Annotated in this window: 24 protein-coding genes and 1 pseudogene; 18 read left to right on the top strand and 7 right to left on the bottom strand. The window is 41.9% G+C overall.

Annotation, left to right across the window (positions count from 1 at the left end):
- Positions 1-57: 57 nt before the first annotated feature.
- The 3 genes from D0463_RS19255 (at position 58) to D0463_RS00900 (ending at position 2,354) form a co-directional block, all read left to right on the top strand.
- Positions 58-210 (top strand): hypothetical protein, encoded by a 153-nt coding sequence (locus D0463_RS19255; protein WP_160118336.1) that lies wholly within the window; start codon positions 58-60, stop codon positions 208-210.
- A 143-nt stretch (positions 211-353) separates the two neighbouring features.
- A complete protein-coding gene (cbpB, locus tag D0463_RS00905) occupies positions 354-809 on the top strand; it encodes a cyclic-di-AMP-binding protein CbpB (RefSeq protein WP_117304075.1) in 456 nt (151 codons plus the stop codon).
- 39 nt (positions 810-848) lie between these two features.
- A complete protein-coding gene (locus tag D0463_RS00900) occupies positions 849-2,354 on the top strand; it encodes an MDR family MFS transporter (RefSeq protein WP_117304072.1) in 1,506 nt (501 codons plus the stop codon).
- Between the two features lie 130 nt (positions 2,355-2,484).
- On the opposite strand, the gene D0463_RS00895 is transcribed toward D0463_RS00900, so the two are convergent.
- Complete coding sequence (locus D0463_RS00895) at positions 2,485-3,231, bottom strand: sulfite exporter TauE/SafE family protein (protein WP_117304070.1); 747 nt, start codon at positions 3,229-3,231, stop codon at positions 2,485-2,487.
- A 110-nt stretch (positions 3,232-3,341) separates the two neighbouring features.
- Between D0463_RS00895 and D0463_RS00890 the strand changes: the two genes are divergently transcribed.
- The 6 genes from D0463_RS00890 to D0463_RS00865 all read left to right on the top strand — a co-directional run bounded on the left by D0463_RS00890 (position 3,342) and on the right by D0463_RS00865 (position 8,546).
- Positions 3,342-4,220 (top strand): transcriptional regulator CcpC, encoded by an 879-nt coding sequence (locus D0463_RS00890; protein ID WP_117304067.1) that lies wholly within the window; start codon positions 3,342-3,344, stop codon positions 4,218-4,220.
- Between the two features lie 101 nt (positions 4,221-4,321).
- Positions 4,322-5,032 (top strand): 2,3,4,5-tetrahydropyridine-2,6-dicarboxylate N-acetyltransferase, encoded by a 711-nt coding sequence (gene dapD / locus D0463_RS00885; RefSeq protein WP_117304065.1) that lies wholly within the window; start codon positions 4,322-4,324, stop codon positions 5,030-5,032.
- A gap of 107 nt (positions 5,033-5,139) precedes the next feature.
- Complete coding sequence (locus D0463_RS00880; RefSeq protein WP_117304062.1) at positions 5,140-6,267, top strand: N-acetyldiaminopimelate deacetylase; 1,128 nt, start codon at positions 5,140-5,142, stop codon at positions 6,265-6,267.
- Between the two features lie 138 nt (positions 6,268-6,405).
- Entirely contained in the window at positions 6,406-6,948 is a 543-nt protein-coding gene (locus D0463_RS00875; protein ID WP_117304059.1) for a peroxiredoxin, read from the top strand.
- 170 nt (positions 6,949-7,118) lie between these two features.
- Positions 7,119-7,574, top strand: coding sequence for a TlpA disulfide reductase family protein (locus D0463_RS00870; RefSeq protein WP_117304056.1), 456 nt, complete (start codon positions 7,119-7,121; stop codon positions 7,572-7,574).
- A 312-nt stretch (positions 7,575-7,886) separates the two neighbouring features.
- Positions 7,887-8,546 (top strand): potassium channel family protein, encoded by a 660-nt coding sequence (locus D0463_RS00865; RefSeq protein WP_117304053.1) that lies wholly within the window; start codon positions 7,887-7,889, stop codon positions 8,544-8,546.
- 1,421 nt (positions 8,547-9,967) lie between these two features.
- Here the strand turns inward: D0463_RS00865 and rnjA are convergent.
- Together rnjA and D0463_RS00855 are read right to left on the bottom strand one after the other, a co-directional pair.
- Positions 9,968-11,635: a ribonuclease J1 gene (gene rnjA, locus D0463_RS00860; protein WP_117304050.1), complete on the bottom strand. Its 1,668-nt coding sequence runs from the start codon at positions 11,633-11,635 to the stop codon at positions 9,968-9,970.
- 3 nt (positions 11,636-11,638) lie between these two features.
- Positions 11,639-11,851 carry a DNA-dependent RNA polymerase subunit epsilon gene (locus D0463_RS00855; protein WP_117304048.1) on the bottom strand — a complete coding sequence of 71 codons (213 nt, stop codon included), beginning with the start codon at positions 11,849-11,851 and terminating at the stop codon, positions 11,639-11,641.
- Between the two features lie 519 nt (positions 11,852-12,370).
- On the opposite strand from D0463_RS00855, the gene D0463_RS00850 reads away from it, so the two are divergent.
- Entirely contained in the window at positions 12,371-13,147 is a 777-nt protein-coding gene (locus D0463_RS00850; protein WP_117304045.1) for a Cof-type HAD-IIB family hydrolase, read from the top strand.
- A gap of 35 nt (positions 13,148-13,182) precedes the next feature.
- Here the strand turns inward: D0463_RS00850 and def are convergent, their stop codons facing one another.
- Together def and D0463_RS00840 are read right to left on the bottom strand one after the other, a co-directional pair.
- Positions 13,183-13,737, bottom strand: coding sequence for a peptide deformylase (def, locus tag D0463_RS00845; protein WP_117304043.1), 555 nt, complete (start codon positions 13,735-13,737; stop codon positions 13,183-13,185).
- Positions 13,738-13,914: 177 nt separating this feature from the next.
- Positions 13,915-14,019 (bottom strand): annotated as a pseudogene (locus D0463_RS00840) (YjcZ family sporulation protein); the annotation flags it as partial.
- Positions 14,020-14,352: 333 nt separating this feature from the next.
- Here D0463_RS00840 and D0463_RS00835 point away from each other — a divergent pair.
- From D0463_RS00835 to D0463_RS00805, 6 genes are all read left to right on the top strand, one after another.
- Positions 14,353-15,006, top strand: coding sequence for a YkyA family protein (locus D0463_RS00835; protein WP_117304041.1), 654 nt, complete (start codon positions 14,353-14,355; stop codon positions 15,004-15,006).
- A 535-nt stretch (positions 15,007-15,541) separates the two neighbouring features.
- Positions 15,542-16,657: a pyruvate dehydrogenase (acetyl-transferring) E1 component subunit alpha gene (gene pdhA / locus D0463_RS00830; RefSeq protein WP_117304039.1), complete on the top strand. Its 1,116-nt coding sequence runs from the start codon at positions 15,542-15,544 to the stop codon at positions 16,655-16,657.
- Between the two features lie 3 nt (positions 16,658-16,660).
- Positions 16,661-17,638, top strand: coding sequence for an alpha-ketoacid dehydrogenase subunit beta (locus D0463_RS00825; RefSeq protein WP_117304037.1), 978 nt, complete (start codon positions 16,661-16,663; stop codon positions 17,636-17,638).
- Positions 17,639-17,742: 104 nt separating this feature from the next.
- Complete coding sequence (locus tag D0463_RS00820; protein ID WP_117304035.1) at positions 17,743-19,092, top strand: dihydrolipoamide acetyltransferase family protein; 1,350 nt, start codon at positions 17,743-17,745, stop codon at positions 19,090-19,092.
- Positions 19,093-19,096: 4 nt separating this feature from the next.
- Positions 19,097-20,506, top strand: coding sequence for a dihydrolipoyl dehydrogenase (gene lpdA, locus D0463_RS00815; RefSeq protein WP_117304033.1), 1,410 nt, complete (start codon positions 19,097-19,099; stop codon positions 20,504-20,506).
- A gap of 526 nt (positions 20,507-21,032) precedes the next feature.
- On the top strand, positions 21,033-21,887 hold the full coding sequence (locus D0463_RS00805) for a polysaccharide deacetylase family protein (protein ID WP_254052677.1): 855 nt from the start codon (positions 21,033-21,035) through the stop codon (positions 21,885-21,887).
- 77 nt (positions 21,888-21,964) lie between these two features.
- On the opposite strand, the gene D0463_RS00800 is transcribed toward D0463_RS00805, so the two are convergent.
- Entirely contained in the window at positions 21,965-22,399 is a 435-nt protein-coding gene (locus D0463_RS00800; RefSeq protein WP_117304029.1) for a DUF1885 family protein, read from the bottom strand.
- 159 nt (positions 22,400-22,558) lie between these two features.
- On the opposite strand from D0463_RS00800, the gene D0463_RS00795 reads away from it, so the two are divergent.
- Positions 22,559-22,855, top strand: coding sequence for a DUF3055 domain-containing protein (locus tag D0463_RS00795; RefSeq protein ID WP_117304027.1), 297 nt, complete (start codon positions 22,559-22,561; stop codon positions 22,853-22,855).
- Positions 22,856-23,157: 302 nt separating this feature from the next.
- On the top strand, positions 23,158-23,274 hold the full coding sequence (locus D0463_RS00790) for a GapA-binding peptide SR1P (RefSeq protein ID WP_117304025.1): 117 nt from the start codon (positions 23,158-23,160) through the stop codon (positions 23,272-23,274).
- A gap of 112 nt (positions 23,275-23,386) precedes the next feature.
- Here D0463_RS00790 and D0463_RS00785 read toward each other — a convergent pair whose 3' ends face one another.
- Positions 23,387-24,865 (bottom strand): aminotransferase class I/II-fold pyridoxal phosphate-dependent enzyme, encoded by a 1,479-nt coding sequence (locus tag D0463_RS00785; protein WP_117304023.1) that lies wholly within the window; start codon positions 24,863-24,865, stop codon positions 23,387-23,389.
- Between the last annotated feature and the right edge of the window lie 317 nt (positions 24,866-25,182).

The raw sequence follows: 25,182 nt of genomic DNA, 5'->3' as shown, positions 1-25,182 counted from the left end.
CATGGATACTGCATGAATTCCGGGTACATACGCATTCTAAGAATGGAGGGATGCGAAATGAATGTGGAAATGCCTATTGTGATTTGCCCGGGCTGTAAGGCGGAGCATGCATTAAATTCTGTACTCACATCACAATCCAATCAAAATGTTATTTTTGATTGTCGGAATTGCGGGTATCAACAAAGAAATATTGAAACGAGCAAAGGGTAAGTTACAGCCGATTCGGTTAAGTACGTTCGCTGAAACCCATTTTTTTGTTAACCATAGGTTATCTCGAAGAAGCAAGTTTGCCCTTCCTGTGATAAACTAGAAAGGTACAAAAAAACATGTAACATAGGGTAAGGAGTTTTAAAATGATTGGTACACGAGACGGAGATTTAATGGAAACAAGCGTGAAAGATCTTTTAATACCATCCGAGCGAGTAGCGCATGTTCAAGTCACCAATAATCTAGAGCACGCGCTTCTTGTATTGACAAAAAGCGGTTATACGGCGATACCTGTATTGGATCCGATGTATAAGCTTCATGGATTGATCAGTACGCCGGTAATTCTTGACTCCATTTTAGGATTGCAAAGAATAGAATTCGAAATGCTTAAACATAAAAAAGTATCAGAAATTATGAATATAAATATCCCTAGACTCTACACCGAAGATAAGCTTAATAAGGCTCTTGAGCTATTGATTGATCATCCGTTTGTTTGTGTGGAAAACGAAGAGGGTGTTTTTGAAGGGATCCTGACAAGAAGGGCTATCTTGAAAGAGGTATACAACGGCGGAGTGGAAAGAGAAAAGAAATCTGCAAAATAAGCCTCCGGTCTTGTTTTAAAGTAAGAGTGGTGTGTTGCAATGGGGACAATGAGTGAATACATTCCTAAAAACAAAAATTTAAAGCGGCCTTTTGTCCTGGCTGCGATTATACTCGCCATGTTTATGGGGGCGATAGAGGGGACGATTGTCGCGACAGCGATGCCGGCGATCGTAAGCGAGCTCGGCGGCTTCTCCCTATACAGCTGGGTATTTTCAGGCTATTTACTAATGAACGCGGTCACCGTTTTGATTTATGGTAAGCTGTCAGACATATTTGGCCGCAAGCCGATCCTAATTATTGGGATCATTATTTTTTTAATAGGATCGCTTTTGTGCGGCTTTGCTGAAACTATGAATGAGCTGATCATCTATCGCTTTATTCAGGGATTCGGTGCCGGCGCCATTGCACCGGTCGCTACAACCATTGTCGGCGATATTTATGAAAAACATGAACGGGCCCGCATTCAAGGTTATCTATCAAGCGTATGGGGGATTTCCGCGGTATTGGGACCGGCTCTCGGCGGAATCCTCGTCCAGTCCGTAACATGGAAGCTTGTATTCTGGATCAACATTCCCCTTGGCCTGTTGTCCATAGCGGGAATCTGGTTTTTTCTATATGAAAATATCGAAAAGAAAAAACGAGAGATTGATTATCCGGGTGCTATATTGTTAACGCTTGCAATCTCATCCATCATGCTAATCCTCGTCGAAGGAGGAGTTTATTGGCCGTGGGCTTCGGTGCAGGTGATCGGACTTGTTCTGTTTGCTTTAATAGCTCTGTTCCTATTCATCAGACAGGAAAAGAAAACGGCTGAACCGATGATGCCGTTTGAAATTTGGCAGGAACGGTCGATTCTTATAGCCAATATCGTTTCACTGACTACTGGAGTGATGCTGATCGGGCTATCCACCTTTCTTCCGACCTTTGTCCAAGGAGTGATGGAACGTTCTCCAACGGTTGCCGGATTCACGTTGACAGCCATGTCCATCGGTTGGCCAATCGCCTCTGCCGTTTCAGGGCGGCTGTTAGCAAAAATCGGCTTTAAAGCTACTTCTATTTTAGGAGGGCTCTCTCTGATTGCCGGCAGTCTTATTTTAGTGTTTCTTCCACCGGAAGCAGGACCTCTGGCAGCCGCCGCTGGTTCATTCTTTGTCGGTGTCGGAATGGGGCTCACCTCGACATCGTTCATCGTATTGATCCAAAGCACGGTGAGCTGGGAACGAAGAGGTATCGCTACTGCTTCAAATATGTTCATGAGGAACTTCGGCACGACCGTCGGGGCTGCCCTTTTAGGCGGAATCATGAATTTGGGGCTTCAGTCATATCTAGATGAGAATAATCACTCAGGAACAAAACTAACAATCGATTCAGCAAATCAACTGTTAAACAGTGAAGAGCGAGCCAGGATGCCTGCCGAAGCGGTGGAAGTCTTGCAGGATGGGCTCAGCTACTCACTCCAGAATGTTTATCTGATCGTTTTGCTATTTGCGGTAGTAAGCTTGCTGCTCCTTTTGCTGCTGCCGAAAAAAGAAAAGGAAGCATGAATTAGTTTATAAGTTTTTTGTAGCGGGTGCTCATTATGCAGCTAGTTCCGGATTTCGCAGCTGAAAATTTCAAAAATGATTTAACTTGAAATTCATAAGAGTCGCAGAAAAAATGTTCCAATTTCTTAAACTAAAAGATGTTTTCTTTCAAGACCCTGTAAAGCAGCTGAAGAATTAATGCTACGGTGACTGCATGCAAGATATACTTCAAATGCTTCGAGGAAATGTGCCTGGCCGCTCTTACGGCGGTTTGGGCTCCGGCCAATGAACCAATCGCATAATAAATAGCGGTGTCCCATTGGAAATGACCTGCGTACAAATACGTGACAAATGCAGCGGCACAGCTGATAAAGGTTTGGAATCTGGTAAAAGCTAAAGCTTGTAAATAAGAAGCCCCGTGGTGCAGGTATGTATACATCAGTAAAGTCCCTTGCCCGGGACCAAACATGCCATCGTATACGCTAATCCCAAAAAGTGAAGGATACGTTTTTTTCGGCAGCTTCCAGATTCCATCAGCGGACGGCTTCGGTTTTTTGAGGAAGCTGATCATAAATGCGGTGCCGAGTAGAATGATGGCCACAATGTTCATTGTATTTTCCGTAAAGGCATTTGCCAAAAAACCACCGGAAAGTCCCCCGAATAATGCAAATGGAATTAATGTCGAGACGTTTCTCCACGTTAATTCTTTTTGCTTCAAGAGAGTATAGAAGCTTGAGAAGGATGAAAACATATTTGAAAACTTTGCAGTTGCGATGACACTATGAATCGGGATCCCGATCAATAGCATCGAAGGCATTCCGATTAATCCGCCGCTACCCGCCAGCGTCCCGATAAATGTAGCCGTAAATCCAATGAGAATTAACAATAGCGCTGTCATCATCATCACTCCTGTTCTTTGCACTTGTATTATACGAAGAATATGGTGATAATTAAATGAGTAAATAACTAACTTTTACGATAAGAATAAATTATCAAGGCGTGATGTAAATGTCGTTCTCAGAATATCAGCTTTTATCAGTGCTTGCTCAGGAAATGAATATGAGAAAGGCAGCGGAAAGATTGTTTGTTTCACAGCCTGCCCTATCTCAAAGGCTGCAATCTATCGAAAAGGAATGGGGGACAAAGCTGTTCCTCCGCTCGCAAAAAGGACTTTCTTTAACCCCTGCGGGGGAAGCGGTTATCAGGTTTGCCAATGAAATGCTGCAAAAAGAAGAAAAGGTGAGGGAAAGCATCCAGGCAATGGAGCATGAAGTATATGGAACACTCAAAATTGCCTGCGCCTCGATCGTTGGCCAAAACTGGCTCCCTCAGGTGTTGAAAAAATTCGTGCAGAAATATCCATATGCGAAAATCTCTTTGATAACCGGATGGAGCAGTGAGATATTGAAGTCTCTTTATGATGGTCAGGTCCATATCGGTATTATCAGAGGGGCTCCTGATTGGAAGGGAATTAAAAAGCATTTGTTCAGAGATATGCTCTATTTAGTCGACACGGAAATGAACCAATTAGAACAAATTCTCGAAACAGACCGACCGTTCATCCAATTTAAAAGCGATTCCAATTATTATCAGGCAATTCAGGATTGGTGGTTCCGCCAGTTTAAAACCTCGCCGAAGAATACGATTGTCGTGGACCAGATTGAAACCTGCAAGCAGATGGTCTTCAACGGAATTGGCTATGCGATTTTACCGGGAATCACCCTGCATGACAAAGATCAAAATATCTTTAAGATTCCGTTACATGACGAACATAATCATTCCCTCGAAAGAGATACATGGTTGTGCGGTTATGAATCATCGTTCCAATTAAAGCAGGTACAGGCTTTTACCGAAGTGATCCAAGAACATATCCATAAAAAGGCATAAGTTCAAGTGAAGAGAAAAAATGATGATTCTCACTTGATTTTACATCCTTTAGTTTGGTAAATTTAAGACTAGCAAATTATACATAGCAGGGGGAACTACTCATGAAAATGATGGATGCAAATGAAATTATCTCATTTATACAAAACAGTAAAAAATCAACGCCTGTCAAAGTTTATGTGAAAGGTCAGCTGGAAGGGATTAATTTTGGCGAAAACACGAAGACCTTTATTACAGGAAATACAGGGGTTCTATTTGGTGAATGGGCTGAAATCAGCGAAGCCATTGCTGCCAATGAATCAAAAATCGAAGACCATGTCGTAGAAAACGACCGCAGAAATTCCGCGATTCCGTTGCTTGACTTAAAAGGAATTAAGGCCAGAATCGAGCCTGGCGCAATTATCCGTGACCAAGTGGAAATCGGCGACAATGCCGTTATTATGATGGGAGCGTCTATTAATATTGGTTCGGTCATAGGTGAAGGCACGATGATTGATATGAACGCAATCCTTGGCGGAAGAGCGACGGTAGGCAAGAACTGTCACATCGGTGCAGGCGCAGTTTTGGCAGGAGTCATCGAGCCGCCATCCGCAAAACCGGTAGTTGTAGAAGACGACGTTATGGTTGGTGCGAATGCGGTTGTCCTGGAAGGTGTCACAATCGGGAAAGGGGCAGTCGTTGCCGCAGGCGCAATTGTCATTGATGATGTACCTCCATATACAGTCGTTGCGGGAACACCTGCAAGAGTTATCAAGGAAATTGATGAAAAAACGAAGTCCAAAACAGAAATCAAACAAGAGCTTCGCCAATTATAAAGAACAGCATTTAGATGTGTTTTATAGTGAGCGGGCTACAAATTTTATAGACTTTGGACAAGGCGTGGATTCCTGATCCACGCCTTGTCTATAGGGGGAAACAAAGCATGGCGAAATTTGCGGCAATAAGAAGAGATTTGCATAAGATTCCCGAACCCGGTTTTCAGGAATTTAAGACACAGAAGTATTTATTGGACTATCTGTATGCACTTCCGGCTGATCGTTTGGAAATCAAAACGTGGAGGACCGGTATTTTTGTGAAAATCCATGGGGAAAATCCAACAAAAACAATCGGTTACCGGGCGGATATCGATGGCCTTCCGATCCAAGAGGAGACCGGTCTGCCATTTATCTCCGAGCATGAGCAGTTTATGCACGCATGTGGCCATGACTTTCATATGAGCATAGCCCTTGGAATACTGACCCATTTCACCGACAACCCAATAGATGATCATTTGCTATTTATTTTCCAGCCGGCGGAGGAAGGACCAGGTGGAGCAGAGCTTATGCTGCAAACTGATATCATGAAGGAATGGAAGCCTGACATCATTACTGCGCTGCATATCGCGCCGGAATATCCTGTCGGAACGATTGCCGTTAAGGAAGGGCTGCTGTTCGCCAATACGTCTGAGCTGTTCATTGACTTGAAGGGGAAAGGCGGCCATGCCGCATACCCGCATGAAACCAAAGATATGGTCGTTGCGGCGTGCTCACTGGTTAGCCAGCTTCAGACAATCGTTTCCCGAAATGTTAATCCGCTCGACTCGGCTGTGATCACAATCGGGAAAATCACCGGCGGGACGGTTCAAAATGTCATTGCCGAAAATGCACGGCTCGAAGGAACCATCCGCACCTTGTCGGTTACATCCATGGAAAAAGTGAAGCAGCGGATCGAACAGCTTGTCGAAGGAATCCGAATCGGTTACCAGTGTGAGGCAGCCATAGATTACGGCAGCATGTATCATCAGGTACAGAACGAAGAAACACTCACCCGCGAATTCATGGACTTTGCCGTAGCTACAGAGGGAATAACCGTTCATGAATGTACCGAAGCGATGACAGGGGAAGATTTCGGCTATATGCTGAAAGAAATTCCGGGCTTTATGTTCTGGCTGGGTGTCGATTCCGAATATGGCTTACATCATGCAAAGCTTACCCCCGATGAGTTGGCGATCGAAACGGCTATTTCCCTCATGTCGGATTATTTCACATTTAAGAGCGCGGCTAAACAATAATCAATCCTTCATTATATAAGGTTTCATTATAGTTTGACTTCATTTTCAGGCTTGTCTATAATGAGAATTGTGTTGAAAAAATGATTGAGGATTCGACAAATATTCTCAATTAAATTATGCAATCGGAGGGATCACTTCATGCCAGAGCGTATGGTAGGGAAACAAGCACCCCGTTTTGAAATGGATGCTGTTATGGCAAACAAAGAGTTTGGTAAAGTTAGCTTAGAAGAAAACATGAAGAACGACAAATGGACCGTTTTATTTTTCTATCCAATGGACTTCACTTTCGTTTGTCCAACAGAAATCACTGCAATGAGCGACCGCTTTGATGAGTTCGATGATCTGGATGCGGAAGTAATCGGTGTATCAACCGATACGATTCATACGCACTTAGCTTGGATACATACAGACCGCAAGGAAAACGGCCTTGGCGATCTTAACTATCCATTAGCTGCTGATACCAATCATGTTGTTTCCCGTGAATACGGCGTGTTAATTGAAGAAGAAGGAGTTGCGCTTCGCGGATTATTCATCATCAATCCTGAAGGAGAAATGCAATACTCCGTTGTTAACCACAACAACATTGGCCGTGATGTAGATGAAACGCTTCGTGTACTTCAAGCTCTTCAAACAGGCGGACTTTGCCCTGCTAACTGGAGACCTGGACAAGAGACTCTTTAATTTAATTTTAGAAGCAATTAAATAAAAGGCCTAACTCCATGTTAGGCCTTTTTTGGCAAATAGGAAAGTATATACTTTTTCATCAGATAGGTACAACTACGCCTGCTCGCCAATGGGCGAGTTTTCTTTACTAATAGTTAAAAACCTGAATAACTTTGGAGGAATAAGCTGTGAAATTACGTGAATTAATGCCGGAATTAACTGGTGAAACTGCGTGGATAAACGAACAAGTTACCAAAGATCAATTGGTCGGTGAAAAACCTACCTTGATTCATTTCTGGTCTGTTAGCTGCCATTTATGCAAGGAAGCTATGCCGCAGGTCAATGAATTCAGAGACAATTACAAAGATAAGTTAAACGTAGTAGCCGTTCATATGCCGCGTTCTGAAGACGATTTGAATCTCGATGACATCAAAAAGGTAGCGGAGGAACATGGCATCATCCAGCCGATTTTTGTTGACAGTGAATTAAAATTAAACGATGCCTTCGAAAATCAATACGTACCTGCTTATTACGTATTTGATAAGGAAGGAAAGCTCCGTCACTTCCAAGCGGGCGGCAGCGGTATGAAAATGCTTGAAAAGCGCGTAAATCGTGTGCTGGACGAAAATGAAAAGTCAGAATAAGCGGATGAGCTGATGAAGATTTCATCAGCTCTTTTCGATAATGAAAAAAATAATCGCTTTGTGATAAAATAGGAGCATGACTTATTATATAAAGTTGAATTTATCAGTATAAAGCTGGTTCAGCAATATATTTTTGGATCATTAGTCCCAATTGCATAGGCTGAGGGGAAAGCGAGCTTTCCCCTCAGCCTATGCAATTGGAGCAACCTTTCAGCTTTGCTGAAAGGCATGTGAAACAAAAGTTTCACATGAATGATCCAAGAATATACAATTTTATTAATGCGTTAGTTCAACTAATCTGGAGGTATTGCAGTGAAAAAGGAGTTTGCTGTTATTGGACTGGGCCGTTTTGGCGGAAGCATTTGCAAGACTCTGGCTGAAGAGGGTATGGAAGTTTTGGCAATTGATATGGATGAAGACAGGGTAAGCGAATTCGCGATGATTGCTTCACATGCTGTAGTGGGCGATACAACGGATGAGTCCGTATTAAGAAGCCTTGGGATCCGGAATTTTGATCATGTCATCGTCGCAATCGGTGACAATATCCAGGCAAGTATTTTAACCACACTTATGTTAAAAGAGCTTGGAGTTAATAATATTACCGCTAAAGCCCAAAATGACTATCATGAAAAAGTGCTTCGTAAAATTGGCGCGGACCATGTTGTCCACCCTGAACGTGACATGGGACGGCGCATAGCACATAGTATAGTCTCCAATAATGTGCTTGATTATTTGGAACTGTCGGATGAGCATTCTATCGTGGAGATCGTAGCCAATGATAAAATTGATGGAAACTCTATCATCGATATGGATGTTCGTGCCCGTTACGGCATTAATATAGTAGCGATTAAAAGAGGAAATGAAATCATTGTCTCTCCTCAGGCGAATGACCAGATCATAAAAGGCGACATCCTGATCGTGATCGGGGCTGATACCGATATTACCCGTTTTGAGAGAAAAGTTATTGAATAAGTATCATAGCTAAAGAAGTGTGCATTGGCTAACCCTACGGCTATCGCTCATATAATCGGATAATCGCTCGTAAATTCGGGCGATCGCTCATATATTTGGATAATCGCTCATAAATTCAGGACACCGCTCATATAATCGGATAATCGCTCGTAAATTCGGGCGATCGCTCATATAATTGGATAATCGCTCATAAATTCAGGACACCGCTCAGTATATTCGGATAATCGTTCGTAAATTCGGGCGATCGCTCATATATTTGGATAATCGCTCGTAAATTCAGGACATCACTCATATAATCGGATAATCGTTCGTAAATTCGGGCGATCGCTCATATATTTGGATAATCGCTCGTAAATTCGGGCGATCGCTCATATAATTGGATAATCACTCATAAATTCAGGACACCGCTCATATAATCGGATAATCGCTCGTAAATTCGGGCGATCGCTCATATAATTGGATAATCGCTCGTAAATTCGGCGATCGCTCATGTATTTGGATAATCGCTCATAAATTCGGGACACCGCTCATATAATCGGATAATCGCTCGTAAATTCTGGCGATCGCTCATATAATTGGATAATCGCTCATAAATTCGGGCGATCGCTCATATATTTGGATAATCGCTCGCAAATTTGGGCGACCGCTCATATATTTAGATAATCGCTTGTAAATTCGGCGATCGCTCATATAATTGGATAATCGCTCGTAAATTCGGGCGATCGCTCATATATTTGGATAATCACTCATAAATTCAGGACACCGCTCATATAATCGGATAATCGCTCGTAAATTCGGGCGATCGCTCATATAATTGGATAATCGCTCGTAAATTCGGCGATCGCTCATGTATTTGGATAATCGCTCATAAATTCGGGACACCGCTCATATAATCGGATAATCGCTCGTAAATTCTGGCGATCGCTCATATAATTGGATAATCGCTCATAAATTCGGGCGATCGCTCATATATTTGGATAATCGCTCGCAAATTCGGGCGATCGCTCATATAATTGGATAATCGCTCGTAAATTCGGGCGATCGCTCATATAATCGGATAATCGCTCGTAAATTCGGCGATCGCTCATATATTTGGATAATCGCTCGTAAATTCAGGACATCGCTCATATAATCGGATAATCGCTCGTAAATTCGGACGATCGCTCATATATTTGGATAATCTCTCATAAATTCAGGACACCGCTCATATATTCGGTTAATTGTTCGTTAATTCAGGCGATCGCTCATATATTCGGATAATCGCTCATAAATTCAGAACACCGCTCATGAGTTTGGGTGTCTGGCCGACTAAGAACGCACGGTCTATGGTAAGTTGATGCTCCAAACTTCAAAGCTACTAAAGGATATTTTTTTATAAACAAACACAAAACCCGCTCCGAAACCGGAGCGGGTTTTATTATTTACACTTCCATAATGATTGGTAAAATCATTGGGCGGCGTTTCGTTTTCTCATAAAGGAACGGCGCCAACGTGTCTGTAATTTCATTTTTGATTTCGGCCCATTGTGTCGTTTTTCTTTCCATCACTTTGTTCAAATGTTTTGTAATTAAAGTCTGGGCATCATTGATAAGGTCGCCTGACTCCCTCATATAAACAAAGCCTCGGGAGATAAGGTCAGGACCCGCTGAAATTTTGAAATCCTTCATATTGATGCTGACCACGACAACGACAAGCCCTTCTTCTGAGAGGATGCGGCGGTCGCGTAAAACGATATTCCCGATATCGCCGATTCCGCTTCCATCGATATAAACGGATCCAGAAGGTATCTTTCCTGCAACCTGCGCGGCATCCTCGCTTAGTGCAAGAACTTCTCCGTTGTCCATAATGAAGCAGTTTTCTTCAGGGACTCCGCAATCGATAGCATGCTTCGTATGCATTTTCTGCATGCGGTATTCCCCGTGTATAGGCATGAAAAATTTTGGTTTTATCAGGCGAAGCATGAGTTTTTGTTCTTCCTGTCCACCGTGACCGGATGTATGGATATCACTTAATTTGCCTGCAATAACTTCCGCCCCTGCACGATACAGCATATTGATTGTTCTTGATACACTTATCGTATTCCCAGGGATTGGAGAGGAAGAAAAGACAACCGTGTCTCCAGGAATAATTTGAATTTGTCGATGTGTACCGTTGGCGATCCTTGATAAAGCGGCCATAGGTTCTCCCTGGCTACCGGTACAAAGGATCGTCACCCGGTTAGCAGGCAGTTTATTGATTTGATTTGCCTCTATGAAAGTATCCTTTGGTGCATTAATGTACCCGAGATCAAGACCGATATTAATTGCAGCTTCCATGCTTCTGCCGAAAACAGCAACTTTACGTCCATTGACTACGGCTGCTTCAACAACCTGCTGCAGCCTGTGGATATTTGATGCGAAAGTGGCAAATATGATACGTCCATCCACCTTGCGGAAAATATCGTCGATAGTGTCGCCGACCCGCCTTTCCGACATTGTAAAGTGCGGCACTTCACTATTCGTACTATCGGATAGAAGGCAAAGCACTCCTTCTTTGCCGATTTCAGCCATTTTAGTCAGGTTTGCCGGTTCTCCGACAGGAGTAAAGTCGAATTTGAAATCTCCGGTGTGGACTATTTGGCCAGGAGGTGTCTTTACCACGATGCCATAGGAATCAGGAATACTATGGGTTGTCCTGAAAAAGGATACAGATGTTTTTCTGAACTTAATGACATCATCTTCCTGAAATTCGATCATTTTAGTCTGACGAAGTAGGCCATGCTCCTCGAGTTTGTTTCTTAATAATCCAAGGGCAAGCTTTCCACCGTAAACAGGAATATTCACTTCTCTTAAAAGGTAAGGAATTCCACCAATATGGTCTTCATGGCCATGGGTGATGAACAGGCCTTTAATTTTTTCTACATTTTTTGCTAAATAGCTGTAATCAGGAATGACATAATCGATCCCGAGAAGCTCATCCTCTGGAAATTTAATTCCAGCATCGATGACAATGATTTCATCCTGGAATTGTACGGCATAGGTGTTTTTTCCGATTTCGCCTAAACCGCCCAAAGCGAAAACCGCTGTTTGATCATTTTTAACAAATTTCATATTCTATAGCTCCAATACTTTAAAGTCTTCATTTTGTTCTTTTTCGTAATCCAAATATGCCCCGGTCACAGGTTGGATGTATTCAATATTAAAAGGCTCATGTTTAATCTTTAAACGGATATCCCGCTCCGTTTCTCCCTCAACATACATAGTTTTAGTATGCTCTCGAACAGCTACTTCTGATGCATCTCCCTGGTAGTATACCTTAAAAATCACTATTATTCCTCCTATCATCTTTTTAATTGCTTTTTTCATTATATATAAAAACAACAATTTTTTCATGTGTTACCTGATCATGCTAAATGAAGTATGTATTTCTTATGTTAGTAAAAGGTAGCATGAAAAGACTTTACAATAAGGAAGAAGCCCTTCGCAAGTTTTGAAGGGCCCGATAAACAAAATCATGCGATTGTTTTTTTTCGTAATAGTCCGTTCCACTGTTTTTGCAGTCTCTTACGCAGTCTTTTTAACATGGTGGATCACACTCCCCTTATCTTTATTGTAAAGGAATATAAAATAAAGTAAATACGTGTTTTGCAGACACAAGCTGATTTTCGGGAAATTTAGTGATTTTAGTATAAGCATATGTATTTAGGAGAAATTATTCCGTTACTTATATTGGAAAAATGTTTTCAGAGAAGCTAAGCCTTGACAGAAGTCGTGGTGAAGGGTTAAATGGGTACATATTCTGTGCTTTTTTGGCAGTAAAATAAAAGCAGTATTGAAAGTAAGGATGTGGAAAGATTGAAAATTGTATTTTTTGATATAGATGGAACATTGCTAGATGATGATAAAAAGCTTCCATCGTCCACGAAAGAGGGCATCAAGGCATTGCAGGAAAATGGAACTTTCGTTGCGATTTCAACAGGCAGGGCTCCTTTTATGTTTGAATATTTACGGGATGAACTAGACATTGATACATATGTTAGCTATAACGGGCAGTATGTTGTATTTGAAAACGAGGTCATTTATAAAAATCCGTTATCTGAGACTCAGCTGGAGCAACTCCATAAAGATGCGGCTAATAATAACACACCGATGATTTTCATGACCGAAAAGACCATGAAAGCAAGTGTAGATCATCATAAAAGAATAGAAGAAGCAATGGGAAGCCTCCATTTCCCACATCCGGAAAAGGATGATACGTTTTATCGGAACAGGGAGATTTATCAATCCTTATTATTCTGTACGGATGTAGAGCAAAAACTGTATGAAGGAAAATATGAACAGTTCCGTTTCATCCGCTGGCACGAATATTCCTTGGATGTTTTGCCAAATGGCGGTTCTAAGGCACAAGGAATTAAGATTCTCATCGATAGGGCAGGATTTAAGCTTGAGGATGTCTATGCTTTTGGCGATGGGTTAAATGATGTCGAAATGCTTGAGACAGTCGGCCATGGCATTGCGATGGGAAACGCCTTGGATGAGGTGAAGACGTTTGCCGATTATGTAACCGATGATGTAAGCGATGATGGGATTTATAAGGGGTTAAAGCATTTTAATTTAATCTAAAAACAGGAGCCCGGCACAAGCCGGGCTCCTGTTTTTCATCTTTCAATTGCTTTTGCTTCCTCTAAGATTTCAAAGGGGTCATCTTCATTGATATGATCGTAAAACATGATACCGTTTAAATGATCAATTTCGTGCTGAAAAACGATGGCAGGAAGACCTTTTAGACGTATGGTAATTTTTTCTCCTTCCAACGTTGTTCCGGTCACGGTAATTCTTGCGTAACGCGGAACAAACCCTGGGACCTGCCGATCGACAGAAAGGCATCCCTCACCTGAGGTTAAATAGGCTTTCTCGATGGAATGGCTGATGATTTTAGGATTAAATAAGGCATAACTGAATGGTTTCTCATCGTCATCGGCAAGATGGACGGCGAGCATCCGTTTAGAAACATTGATTTGCGGAGCAGCGAGGCCAATCCCGGGTCTTAGCCCGTATTCTTCAACCATATCGGGATTCTGGCTGTTTTTGACATACTCAAGCAAGCTGGCAAGGGTTTCTTTCTCTTCCTTTGAAGCGGGGAGAGTAACCTCTTCGGCTGTCTTGCGGAGAGTAGGATGCCCCTCTTTAATAATATCTTTCATTGTAATCATGATTGCACCTCAATTTAAATTAAGTATCTATATATAATATGTAGTCTACCAAAACAGGTTGCAAAAGTTAATCAATGCCGATTAAAAGAGGTGATTGAACTTAATCACTATCCAATCACCTCAGGATAACTTGCTTATCATTCTTAATCATGGGTAAATATTAGGGATGGTCCAGGATTAAAATTTACAGAATGCACCTACTATAATAAGCAAAATGAACAAGACGACGATTAAGGCGAAATGATTGCCGCATCCATTGTCGCCATAGCCATATCCGGCAACAGGGTAGCAACAGTCTTGGCCGGAATAAGGTGATACATTATACATGTCATTTCCTTGACTTCCATGATACATACGGGATTCCTCCTGAATTTTTTTGTTAATCATCCCTTTTGGAACGATGTACTACAGCCTATGCTCCCGGCTGGATTCTGTATAGGCCAAAGCCTAGTACATAAATAAATTCCAAAGGCATATAATGGTCTGGTATCCCTTAAAAAGGTAATTTCGCGGGTTATTTGAAAATTTATCCAGACGGCAGAGGATAGTCTACTATTGTCAAAGCCTTCGGATATCCAGTATAGTAGAAAATGTGATCAATTGGGGGGATTAGTAGTGTTAAAGGGCTTTAGTAGTATCGCTGTGATATTGTTTTCAACTGTTTTAATTTCCGGATGCAGCGCACCGGAAGAACAAATCCATTCCATCCTTGAGGAAGCGGTGGAAAAAGAGAGGGGATTTGAAGAGCAGCAAATGCCAATTACAGAATCAGAAAAAAAGGAAAAGCAATTATATGATCAAATTATCAAACTGGGCATGAAGGAATTCGACCAAATTGTCAAATTGTCCGATGAGGCGTTGAAAAATATTCAAGAACGCGAGAAGCTGATAGAAAAAGAGCATACTAGCATTAAAGATTCTAAGGAAGAGTTCAGTAAAATAGCTGATGAAATTAAAGATATCGACGATCAAAAACTCAAGGAGCAGGCTGAAGAGCTTAAAGCGACCATGGAAAGCCGCTATGCAGCTCACGAGGACGTGTACAAGTCCTATAAAGAAAGTATTGCTCTTGATAAAGAGCTTTATGGGCTATTCAAAAAAGAAGACTTGAAGATGGACGAGCTCCAGGCGCAAATTGATAAAATCAATGTAGCCTATCAAAAGGTCTTGGAAGCAAGCGAAAAGTTCAATACTGAAACGGAGCAGTACAATCAAGAGAAGAAGGCTTTTTATGAAAACGCCGGAATTGAAACCAAAGATATTAAATAAAAAAGCAGGCTCAGATGAGCTTGCTTTTTTATTAGTAGGCGCTCAGTTATTATTAAAAGCGAAAAAATTCTTTTCCACTATAATAATATGACGTGTTAAAAAGATAATGATTAAACCAAAATCCGATTGGACACCCTTTATGACGAGAGTTGAAAATTATATAAACTTAATTCTTTGCAGGCCTGGAAGCCTGAAGAAACATTTTTATATAATACAGACTTAAAAATTATTGTATAACAGTTTCAAAAAAGGTGATGTGTAATAAGTCATATAAAAACGCTATCAATGGTGTAAAGTTGTAGTTCTAACTAATTGACGAATTAAAAGTTGTTATGTAAAATTAAAACTAAATAAAGCATTGTATTATATTGTTTGTCATTTTGATTGGTACAGTTTATCATTGGTATAGGAATGTTTCACTGCTGTTTATTGTGGAAAATAAACACTGATATGAACATGGGGGCACATCGACAACATGAAAAAATGCTTTATGGTAAATATGAAACCTTATATATGGAAGGATGGGGTGATTTAAATGGCTTCTAAAACAAAAAAAGCTCAATTTGATATAAAAACACAGATTGAAGCAGTTGCAGAGCAGTTTCAAACGTTACAGATTTTAAATGAACAAGGTGAAATTGTTAACGAAGCGGCAATGCCTGATTTAAGCAATGATCAATTACAAGAATTGATGAGAAGGATGGTATATACGCGTATTCTTGACCAACGATCCATCTCTTTGAACCGTCAGGGGAGACTGGGGTTCTATGCTCCTACAGCTGGGCAGGAAGCTTCACAATTGGCTTCTCAATTCGCCCTGGAAAAAGAAGACTTTATTCTTCCTGGATACCGGGATGTACCACAATTGATTTGGCACGGTCTTCCGTTATCACAGGCTTTCTTATTTTCAAGAGGACATTTTAAAGGGAATCAAATTCCAGAAGGCGTAAATGTTATTTCTCCACAAATCATCATCGGTGCGCAATATGTACAAGCTGCCGGTGTTGCGCTGGGTATGAAGAAGAGAGGCGCTAAATCAGTCGCCATTACTTATACAGGCGATGGAGGAGCTTCCCAGGGTGACTTCTATGAAGGCATGAACTTTGCGGGCGCTTTCAAAGCTCCTGCGATCTTTGTTGTCCAAAACAATCGTTTTGCTATCTCGACGCCTGTTGAAAAACAGTCAGCAGCACAGACCATTGCCCAGAAAGCAGTCGCAGCCGGTATTCCGGGAATTCAAGTGGATGGAATGGATCCGTTAGCTGTTTATGCAGCGGTTAAGCAAGCGCGTGAACGGGCTATAAATGGCGAAGGCCTTACGCTTATTGAAACATTGACATACCGATATGGCCCGCATACGATGGCAGGTGACGATCCGACACGGTATCGCACATCTGACCTTGATAACGAGTGGGAGCAGAAAGATCCGCTTGTGCGTTTCCGCAAGTTCCTTGAAAAGAAAGGAATCTGGAACGAAGAGCTGGAAAACTCCACAATTGAAAAAGCGAAAGAAGATATTAAGGAAGCAATCAAAATTGCTGATGAAACACCAAAACAAAAAGTAACTGATTTAATTGAAAATATGTATGAGGACATGCCTCATAACTTAAAAGAACAATTTGAAATATACAAAGAAAAGGAGTCGAAGTAAGCTATGGCTCAAATGACAATGATACAAGCAATCACGGATGCGTTACGTACAGAGCTTCGCAATAACGAAAACGTGCTACTGTTCGGGGAAGACATTGGCGCAAACGGCGGTGTTTTCCGTGCAACAGAAGGATTGCAAAAAGAATTTGGCGAAGACCGTGTTTTTGATACTCCGCTTGCTGAGTCCGGTATAGGTGGGTTAGCTATTGGATTAGGGCTTCAAGGCTTCCGTCCAGTAATGGAAATCCAATTCTTCGGATTTGTGTTCGAAGTAATGGATTCCATCGTTGGCCAAATGGCGCGTACCCGCTATCGTTCAGGTGGCCGTTACAGCCAACCCATTACGGTACGCTCTCCATTTGGGGGAGGAGTTCATACTCCGGAAATGCACTCAGATAGCTTAGAAGGACTTATGACTCAATCACCTGGCCTTAAAGTTGTCGTTCCATCTACTCCTTATGATGCCAAAGGATTACTAATCTCAGCAATCCGGGACAATGATCCGGTTATTTTCCTTGAACACTTGAAATTATATCGGGCATTCCGTGCAGAAGTTCCTGAAGAAGAATACACAATTGAAATTGGCAAGGCGGATGTTAAGCGTGAGGGATCCGATTTATCAATTATCACTTATGGAGCAATGGTCCATGAATCATTAAAAGCTGCCGAAGAGCTCGAGAAAGAAGGCTATTCAGTTGAGGTAGTCGATTTGCGGACAATCCAGCCGCTTGATATTGAAACAATTATTGCATCTGTTGAAAAAACAGGCCGTGTGGTTGTTGTGCAGGAAGCTCAAAGACAGGCTGGCGTAGCGGCAAATGTTGTCGCTGAAATCAATGAACGTGCAATCTTAAGCTTGGAAGCTCCGGTATTGCGTGTAACGGCTGCTGATACTGTTTATCCATTCTCCCAAGCAGAAGGGGTCTGGCTTCCGAACTTTAAAGATATTATCGAAACTGCGAAGAAAGTATTGAACTTCTAAACATGTATAAACTATCTGCTTAAAGGCTCCCAAACCCTTTAGGCAGATTACTTGAATGACTGCCCGGACTAATGACATGATTGACTAATAGGAGGTTGAATACAGTGGCATTTCAATTTAGACTCCCTGATATCGGAGAAGGTATTCACGAGGGGGAAATTGTAAAGTGGTTTATTAAACCAGGTGATAAAGTCCAAGAAGACGATGTGCTTTGTGAGGTTCAAAACGACAAAGCCGTTGTGGAAATTCCGTCACCTGTTGAAGGAACTGTCGAAGAAATTCTGGTTGAAGAAGGTACTGTGGCAACAGTTGGAGATGTGCTCGTTACATTAGATGCTCCAGGATATGAAAACCTGCAGTTCAAAGGCGATCATGAAGAGGAAGCTAAAGATGAAAGCAAGACAGAAGCACAAGTCCAGTCAACTGCAGAAGCAGGACAGGAAGTGAAAAAAGAACAAGCTCCTGGACAAGCAGCAACCGGTGCAACAGGCGCAGGTGCTCAGCCACAAGTTGAAGTGGATCCTAACCGTCGCATTATCGCGATGCCTTCTGTTCGTAAATACGCGCGGGAAAAAGGCGTTGAAATCCGCCAGGTAGCAGGCTCCGGAGACAACGGACGGATCATGAAAGATGATATAGATGGCTTCCTTAACGGAGGTGCCGCAATTCCTGATAATGCCGGGGAAGCGAAGGCTGGACAACCTGCAGAAGAAGCAACCGAAAAAACGGCTGCCGCAATTCCTGCTGGACAGTATCCTGAAACTCGTGAGAAAATGAGCGGGATAAGAAAAATGATTGCAAAAGCAATGGTAAATTCTAAGCACACAGCGCCGCATGTTACATTAATGGATGAAATCGATGTAACCAAATTGGTGGCTCACCGTAAGAAGTTCAAGGAAATTGCAGCGCAAAAAGAAATCAAGCTTACATTCCTTCCTTACGTTGTTAAAGCTTTGACAAGCGCATTGCGTGAATTCCCTGCTTTAAACACTTCGATTGATGATGAAGCAGGCGAGATCATCCAGAAGCATTATTACAACATTGGTATCGCTGCAGATACTGATAGAGGACTACTTGTTCCGGTTGTTAAGGATGCAGACCGTAAATCCACCTTTGCTATTTCTAACGAGATCAATGAACTTGCAGGCAAAGCACGTGACGGCAAATTGGCTCCAGATGAAATGAAGGGCGCTTCTTGTACGATCACAAATATCGGTTCCGCAGGTGGTCAATGGTTCACACCTGTAATCAATCATCCTGAAGTGGCCATCCTTGGAATCGGCCGCATCGCTGAGAAGCCAATCGTTCGCGACGGTGAAATTGTAGCCGCTCCAGTATTGGCATTATCTTTAAGCTTTGACCACCGAATCATTGACGGTGCCACAGCACAAAATGCATTAAACCACATCAAGAGATTGCTTAACGATCCAGAACTATTGTTAATGGAGGCGTAATAAAATGGTAGTAGGAGATTTCCCAATTGAAACAGATACTATAGTAATTGGTGCAGGCCCCGGCGGTTATGTTGCTGCTATCCGTGCCGCCCAGCTTGGACAAAAGGTTACAGTTGTAGAAAAAGGGACGGTAGGCGGAGTTTGCCTTAATGTTGGCTGCATCCCATCTAAAGCCTTAATTTCTGCGGGACACAGATTTCATGAAGCCCAGCATTCAGAGGATATGGGAATTACAGCTGAGAATGTGAAGGTGGATTTTTCTAAAGTTCAGGCTTGGAAAGGCTCTGTCGTCAATAAACTGACTGGCGGTGTTGCCGGACTTCTGAAAGGAAACAAGGTTGAAACAGTCAGTGGAGAAGCTTACTTTGTTGATGCCAATACCCTTCGCGTTATGAGTGAAACTTCCGCTCAAACGTATACATTCAAAAATGCGATCATTGCAACAGGCTCAACTCCTATCGAGTTGCCTGCGTTTAAATATTCTAAGCGCGTCATTAACTCTACCGGCGCTCTTGCTCTGGAAGAAATACCGGCTTCCATGGTTGTAATCGGCGGCGGTTACATTGGAACAGAACTTGGCGGCGCTTTTGCCAACTTCGGAACCAAGGTGACCATTTTGGAAGGCCTCGATGAAATCCTTATGGGCTTTGAAAAGCAAATGTCTTCACTTGTAGCGAGAAACCTAAAGAAAAAAGGTGCTGAAATCGTTACGAAAGCGACCGCAAAAGGTGTGGAAGAGACAGAGAACGGCGTTGTTGTCACGTATGAAGCAAAAGGCGAAGAAAAGAAAGTCGAAGCTGATTATGTCTTAGTAACCGTTGGACGCCGTCCAAACACTGACGAACTAGGCCTTGAGCAAATTGGAGTCAAATTGACTGAAAGAGGCCTTGTTGAAATCGACAAACAAGCCCGTACAAGCGTCAGCAATATCTACGCAATCGGGGACATTGTACAGGGACCACCACTTGCCCATAAAGCTTCATATGAAGGCAAGATTGCTGCTGAGGCGATTGCCGGACATGCTTCTGAAATTGACTATCTTGCTATTCCTGCCGTTGTTTTCTCTGAACCGGAACTTGCTTCTGTAGGGTATACGGAAAAGCAAGCGAAGGATGAAGGCATTGAAGCAACAGGTGCGAAATTCCCATTTGCAGCTAACGGACGTGCTCTTTCTTTAAATAATGCAGATGGTTTCATGAAGCTCGTAACACGCAAGGAAGACGGGCTGGTAATCGGCGCCCAAATTGCAGGGCCTGGAGCAAGTGACATGATTGCAGAACTAGGCCTGGCTATTGAAGCGGGCATGACTGCTGAAGATATTGCCATGACGATTCACGCTCATCCGACATTGGGTGAAATCACTATGGAAGCTGCTGAAGTAGCCTTAGGCAACCCCATCCATATTATGAAGTAACGATAAAGAAAACTCGTCGATTGATGAGCCGTAAGGCGGAGATTAGACGTAGTTGCCCTTATGCAGGAAGGTAAGTATATACTTTCCCTTTCTGCTAAAAAAGTACACTTACCTATTGGTAAGTGTGCTTTTTTTGTTTTTCAGCCATATAATTGGATATAATGGACAAGTTTCTGTCTTTAAAAGAGCGGAAGCATGTTTGAAAACCTCTGAAAAGGTTATAAAAAAATAAAGGATTTTACTAAAGTGAGGCTGAATACTTTGAAAAATTACATTGTATTCCTCTTTCAAATAATCGTCTGGAGCGGTTATACTGTAGTAGAGTGGTTATCGGATCACGACCGAATGCTTTTCAAGGTATTGATGTTTTTAGTGTTTTGCTATCTCGCCTCCTATATCGGAAAAGCGATTCTGAAGTCAAATAGAAGCACGATTCTTATTACATGCACCAGTTTAATTAGCTATGCTTTCTTACAGCTTCTTCTTAAAGAATTTCTGCCATATTGAATCGAGCGGGGGTACATCATTGAGAAAAAAACGACTACTTCTAAGTACGGTTTTCTTTTGCTTTCTTTTAAACGGGTGCGGCGGGAACCAAGCTTCCTCGGAAATAGAAAGCAAAGAAAAACAGCAAACTGAAACAGAACAGAAAGAAATTAAGAATGAACAAAAAGAGCCATCTAAACAGGAGAACGAGGAGAAAGGTAACCTTGAAGCTGAAGAGACGGAGCAGGTGGTAAAAAGTGCAACACCGCAATACCGTCTTAATCCAGCTAATTCGTCTGTCAATCCTATTTCTAACGCCAACGCAAAGGTCGTCCTTTTAACTTTTGATGATGCGCCGGATAAATATTCCCTGCAGATCGCAAAAACACTCAAATCACATAATGTGAACGCGATTTTCTTTGTAAATGGACATTTCATAGACAGTGAAGAAGAAAAGGCAGTTCTAAAACAAATTCATGAGATGGGCTTTGCGATCGGAAACCACACACAGAGTCATGCTACATTAAAGGACTTGTCTGAACCAGAGCAAAAAAATGAAATCGTGAAACTGAATGATGCGGTTGAAGCGATCATAGGGGAGCGGCCGAAGTTTTTCCGCGCACCGTTTGGCATGAATACCGATTTTTCCAAAAAACTTGCAACCGAGGAAAAAATGCTGGTCATGAATTGGACGTATGGCTACGACTGGGAGAAGGAGTATCAAACGAAAGAGGCACTGACACAAATTATGGTGAACTCACCATACCTGATAAACGGAGCCAATTTGCTTATGCATGACAGAGAATGGACGAGCGAGGCTATCTCCGGCATCATTACCGGTCTGCAGGCAAAAGGTTATGAAATGCTCGACCCTAAATTGATAGAAACCCCTTAAAATGAAAGACATCAGGTTATTCCTGATGTCTTAACTCATGATGTGCAGCTAACACAAGCTGTGTCCGAGGTGTTCCCCTACTTTCGAGGATAATAATACATGATCCTGTTGTTGAATAAGTGAAGCTCACCTTTCAGTTTTTTTGCGAGAAATTTGCAAAACTCATTTGCTTTTCCTTTATCCCCGTATGTTGCTGATTCAGGAAGTGTCACTTGTATGTAAGATTGGATTCTTTCATGGTCTGAATCATCGATGATTTTCTCTTGATCAATTCCAAGTAAAATGACATTATAGCGGTCTGAAGCCGATTGCAGATACATCCATTCCCCTTTTGAGTCAGGCGTTTCTTTCATTTCATATGGAAAAGCCTGGCTTTCATAGTTCCATGCTAATTGAGCACCAGTCTTAGATGTAATCTCCTTATAATACAAAAATAGTTCTTTTACTTCGTCAAGCGTTACCGTTTCCCTATCTGAACCGGGAACCAGTTTTATATACGCATTTTCGACCATTCTCATTCACTCCTTAAAAATGAGTTTAACTATGTATTCGCTTTCATTCTAGCATTATATTAAAGATTTATACAATAGCATTCACAAGGGTTTCCACTTGAAAGATAAAGTTATTTGAATTATAATAATATTCTAACAACTATTTAAGAGGAGGTAAATATGGAACTGTTCGAAAAACTATATGATGAGAACGAAACTGTCAAGGTCAGGTTTGTTGGATTTACCGCTAGTGAAACCAGATTTGATTTTGGAATCGTCTATACGAATATGTTCTTTGGAAAGCCGTTGGTAATATGTATGCAAACAGGCCGTTCTACCCTCCTGGAATTAAAGGACAGTCAAGACTTGGAATATCTACAGGCTGCTTTTAAAATAGAGCGCGCGCATGCTGTTGAATTAGCCGAATTTTTTAAAGAAACCCTGCCGGAGATTCCGTTTCAATCCCAATATGAATAATAATTAAAAGAGCCGTATTGGCTCTTTTTTCGCCTTTCTGCATCAGGAGAACTACGTCTAATCCACGCCTTACGTCTCGTCAATCGATGAGTTTTCTTTAAATGATGGCCATAAAGATTCATTCTGATATACTATATTTGGATTAAATTTGAAAAGATCCAAAATAAATAGCAAAAATATTTAATGTGACATACAATTAAAGCTTGAAAAAGTAATTGTGTTATATTATTATAGATTTATAAAGTTAAAGCGTTTTCATTTAATTTCTAATAAAACTAATCATTAGGAAGGGGATTGAAAAAATGGGAACAATCGTTTGTCAACAATGCAATAACACAATGGATCATTATGAGGATGAAAAAGTGAACGTGCTTTACTCAAATTGCGGCTGCGGGTCAGAGGATCACACGGAAGAATAATTATAAAAAGAAGTAAAAACAAGGTTACCAATCTGCATAAGTACAACTACGCCTCTGCTTCCGCTTTAAAAAGCGAAGGCAGAGGCGAGTTTTCTTTATCATGATTGTTTCATTATTTTATTGCTTTGAATTCCTTAATGACCCGGAGGAATTTTAACTCGCTGTCTTCAGGTCCCTGAACAGGTAAACCGACTTCGATATTTTTCTTAATGTATTCGACGTTTTCCTTCGTAATAATTTCCCCTGGAATAAAAATCGGAATTCCTGGGGGATATACCATGATAAACTCGGCACTGGTCCGGCCGATTGACTCGTCGATTGGTACGATTTCGGTATCTGCATAAAAAGCGTCCCGCGGCGTTACGGTGAGGGTGGGAATATTAGGCAGCAACACTTCGGTTTCCGTTTTGCCTTCCTTCGCGGTATATTTACGGAATTCTTCAGAAATATCCTTGAGTGCATGGATTAATATGTCTGCCTCTTTCTTCGTATCCCCAGGTGTAATGATACAGAGGATGTTGTATAAATCGGACATCTCCACCTCGATATTATGCTTTTCACGAAGCCATTTCTCTACATCATAACCGGAGATGCCAAGATCTTTCACCGATATAATCAGCTTGGTAGGGTCTAGGTCAAAAGTTGCTTTGCTGCCGAGAATTTCCTTGCCAATGCAATGCAGGTCTGAAATTTTGTTGATTTCCCCGCGTATATAGTCAGCAAGAGATATCGTTTGAGAAATCAATTCCCTGCCTTTGGTGGCGAGCTGCTTTCTGGCTACATCCAGAGAAGCCAACAGCAAATATGACGTAGATGTTGTTGTAAGCATGCTCAGGATCGATTGCACCCGATTTGCTGAAACAAGGCCTTCCCGGACGTTCAAGATCGAGCTTTGTGTCATGGAGCCTCCGAGCTTATGAACGCTCGTGGCTGCCATATCCGCACCCGCCTGCATAGCTGACAGTGGCAAATCTTCATGAAAATGGATATGGACTCCGTGGGCTTCGTCCACGAGTACGGGAACGTCATAAGAATGGGCAATTTCAACGATTTTCTTTAAGTCAGCTGAAATCCCGAAATACGTTGGGTTTATGACAAGCAATCCTTTTGCATCAGGATGCTGCTCTAGCGCGTGTTCCACTGATTCAGTCGTAATTCCGTGGGAGATTCCGAGATTTTTATCAATCTCCGGATGGATAAATATCGGTACGGCTCCCGAGAAAACGATAGCGGACATAACGGATTTATGAACGTTTCTTGGAACAATAATCTTGTCTCCAGGTCCGCAAACCGCCATCACCATCGTCATGATCGCGCCGCTTGTCCCTTGGACGGAAAAAAAAGTATGATCTGCTCCAAAGGCTTCTGCCGCCAGATCTTGGGCTTGCTTAATCATTCCTTTTGGTTGATGGAGATCGTCTAATGGAGCGATATTGATCAAGTCGATCGATAGTGCATTTTCACCTATGAATTCGCGAAAATCCGGATCAATGCCCGCCCCTTTTTTATGTCCGGGTATATGAAATTGGACTGGATTTTTTTGGGCGTGTTGAATTAAACCTGTGAATAAGGGTGTATCATATTGTGACAATTCTTCATAACACCTCTTCTGAAAAAAATTAGCATAAAACAAATGAATTATAGCATCTATTATAGTGTTTGCAAAGAAATTACATTCTACTTTAAAAAATGTGTGAAAGTATAGTTCTGGTTTTCTTGGGTGAATTTCTTTAAACTAAAAAAGGAAGGTTCTTCACCAAAAGAAGTGGTTTAAGCTTTGATTATCCGTTGATTTCCGCTCCAGGCGCTCGCTTTCCGCGGGCAGTCCGGAAGCCTCCTCGGAAAAGGGCACGCCTCCGGGACTTACACAGGATGTGTTGGCGTCGACGTAAGACATAAGGACGTGGC

The organism is Bacillus sp. V59.32b, from assembly GCF_003429085.1.
In the GTDB taxonomy this organism is placed as follows: domain Bacteria; phylum Bacillota; class Bacilli; order Bacillales; family DSM-1321; genus Peribacillus.
This window is presented reverse-complemented; position numbering and strand designations above follow the sequence as displayed.

Excerpts from the sequence above, each read along its gene's own strand:
- D0463_RS19255 (WP_160118336.1), top strand. The coding sequence starts at position 58 with ATGAATGTGGAAATGCCTATTGTGATTTGCCCGGGCTGTAAGGCGGAG.
- cbpB (WP_117304075.1), top strand. The coding sequence starts at position 354 with ATGATTGGTACACGAGACGGAGATTTAATGGAAACAAGCGTGAAAGAT.
- D0463_RS00900 (WP_117304072.1), top strand. The coding sequence starts at position 849 with ATGGGGACAATGAGTGAATACATTCCTAAAAACAAAAATTTAAAGCGG.
- D0463_RS00895 (WP_117304070.1), bottom strand. The coding sequence starts at position 3,231 with ATGACAGCGCTATTGTTAATTCTCATTGGATTTACGGCTACATTTATC.
- D0463_RS00890 (WP_117304067.1), top strand. The coding sequence starts at position 3,342 with ATGTCGTTCTCAGAATATCAGCTTTTATCAGTGCTTGCTCAGGAAATG.
- dapD (WP_117304065.1), top strand. The coding sequence starts at position 4,322 with ATGAAAATGATGGATGCAAATGAAATTATCTCATTTATACAAAACAGT.
- D0463_RS00880 (WP_117304062.1), top strand. The coding sequence starts at position 5,140 with ATGGCGAAATTTGCGGCAATAAGAAGAGATTTGCATAAGATTCCCGAA.
- D0463_RS00875 (WP_117304059.1), top strand. The coding sequence starts at position 6,406 with ATGCCAGAGCGTATGGTAGGGAAACAAGCACCCCGTTTTGAAATGGAT.
- rnjA (WP_117304050.1), bottom strand. The coding sequence starts at position 11,635 with ATGAAATTTGTTAAAAATGATCAAACAGCGGTTTTCGCTTTGGGCGGT.
- def (WP_117304043.1), bottom strand. The coding sequence starts at position 13,737 with ATGATTACAATGAAAGATATTATTAAAGAGGGGCATCCTACTCTCCGC.
- pdhA (WP_117304039.1), top strand. The coding sequence starts at position 15,542 with ATGGCTTCTAAAACAAAAAAAGCTCAATTTGATATAAAAACACAGATT.
- D0463_RS00825 (WP_117304037.1), top strand. The coding sequence starts at position 16,661 with ATGGCTCAAATGACAATGATACAAGCAATCACGGATGCGTTACGTACA.
- lpdA (WP_117304033.1), top strand. The coding sequence starts at position 19,097 with ATGGTAGTAGGAGATTTCCCAATTGAAACAGATACTATAGTAATTGGT.
- D0463_RS00800 (WP_117304029.1), bottom strand. The coding sequence starts at position 22,399 with ATGGTCGAAAATGCGTATATAAAACTGGTTCCCGGTTCAGATAGGGAA.
- D0463_RS00795 (WP_117304027.1), top strand. The coding sequence starts at position 22,559 with ATGGAACTGTTCGAAAAACTATATGATGAGAACGAAACTGTCAAGGTC.
- D0463_RS00790 (WP_117304025.1), top strand. The coding sequence starts at position 23,158 with ATGGGAACAATCGTTTGTCAACAATGCAATAACACAATGGATCATTAT.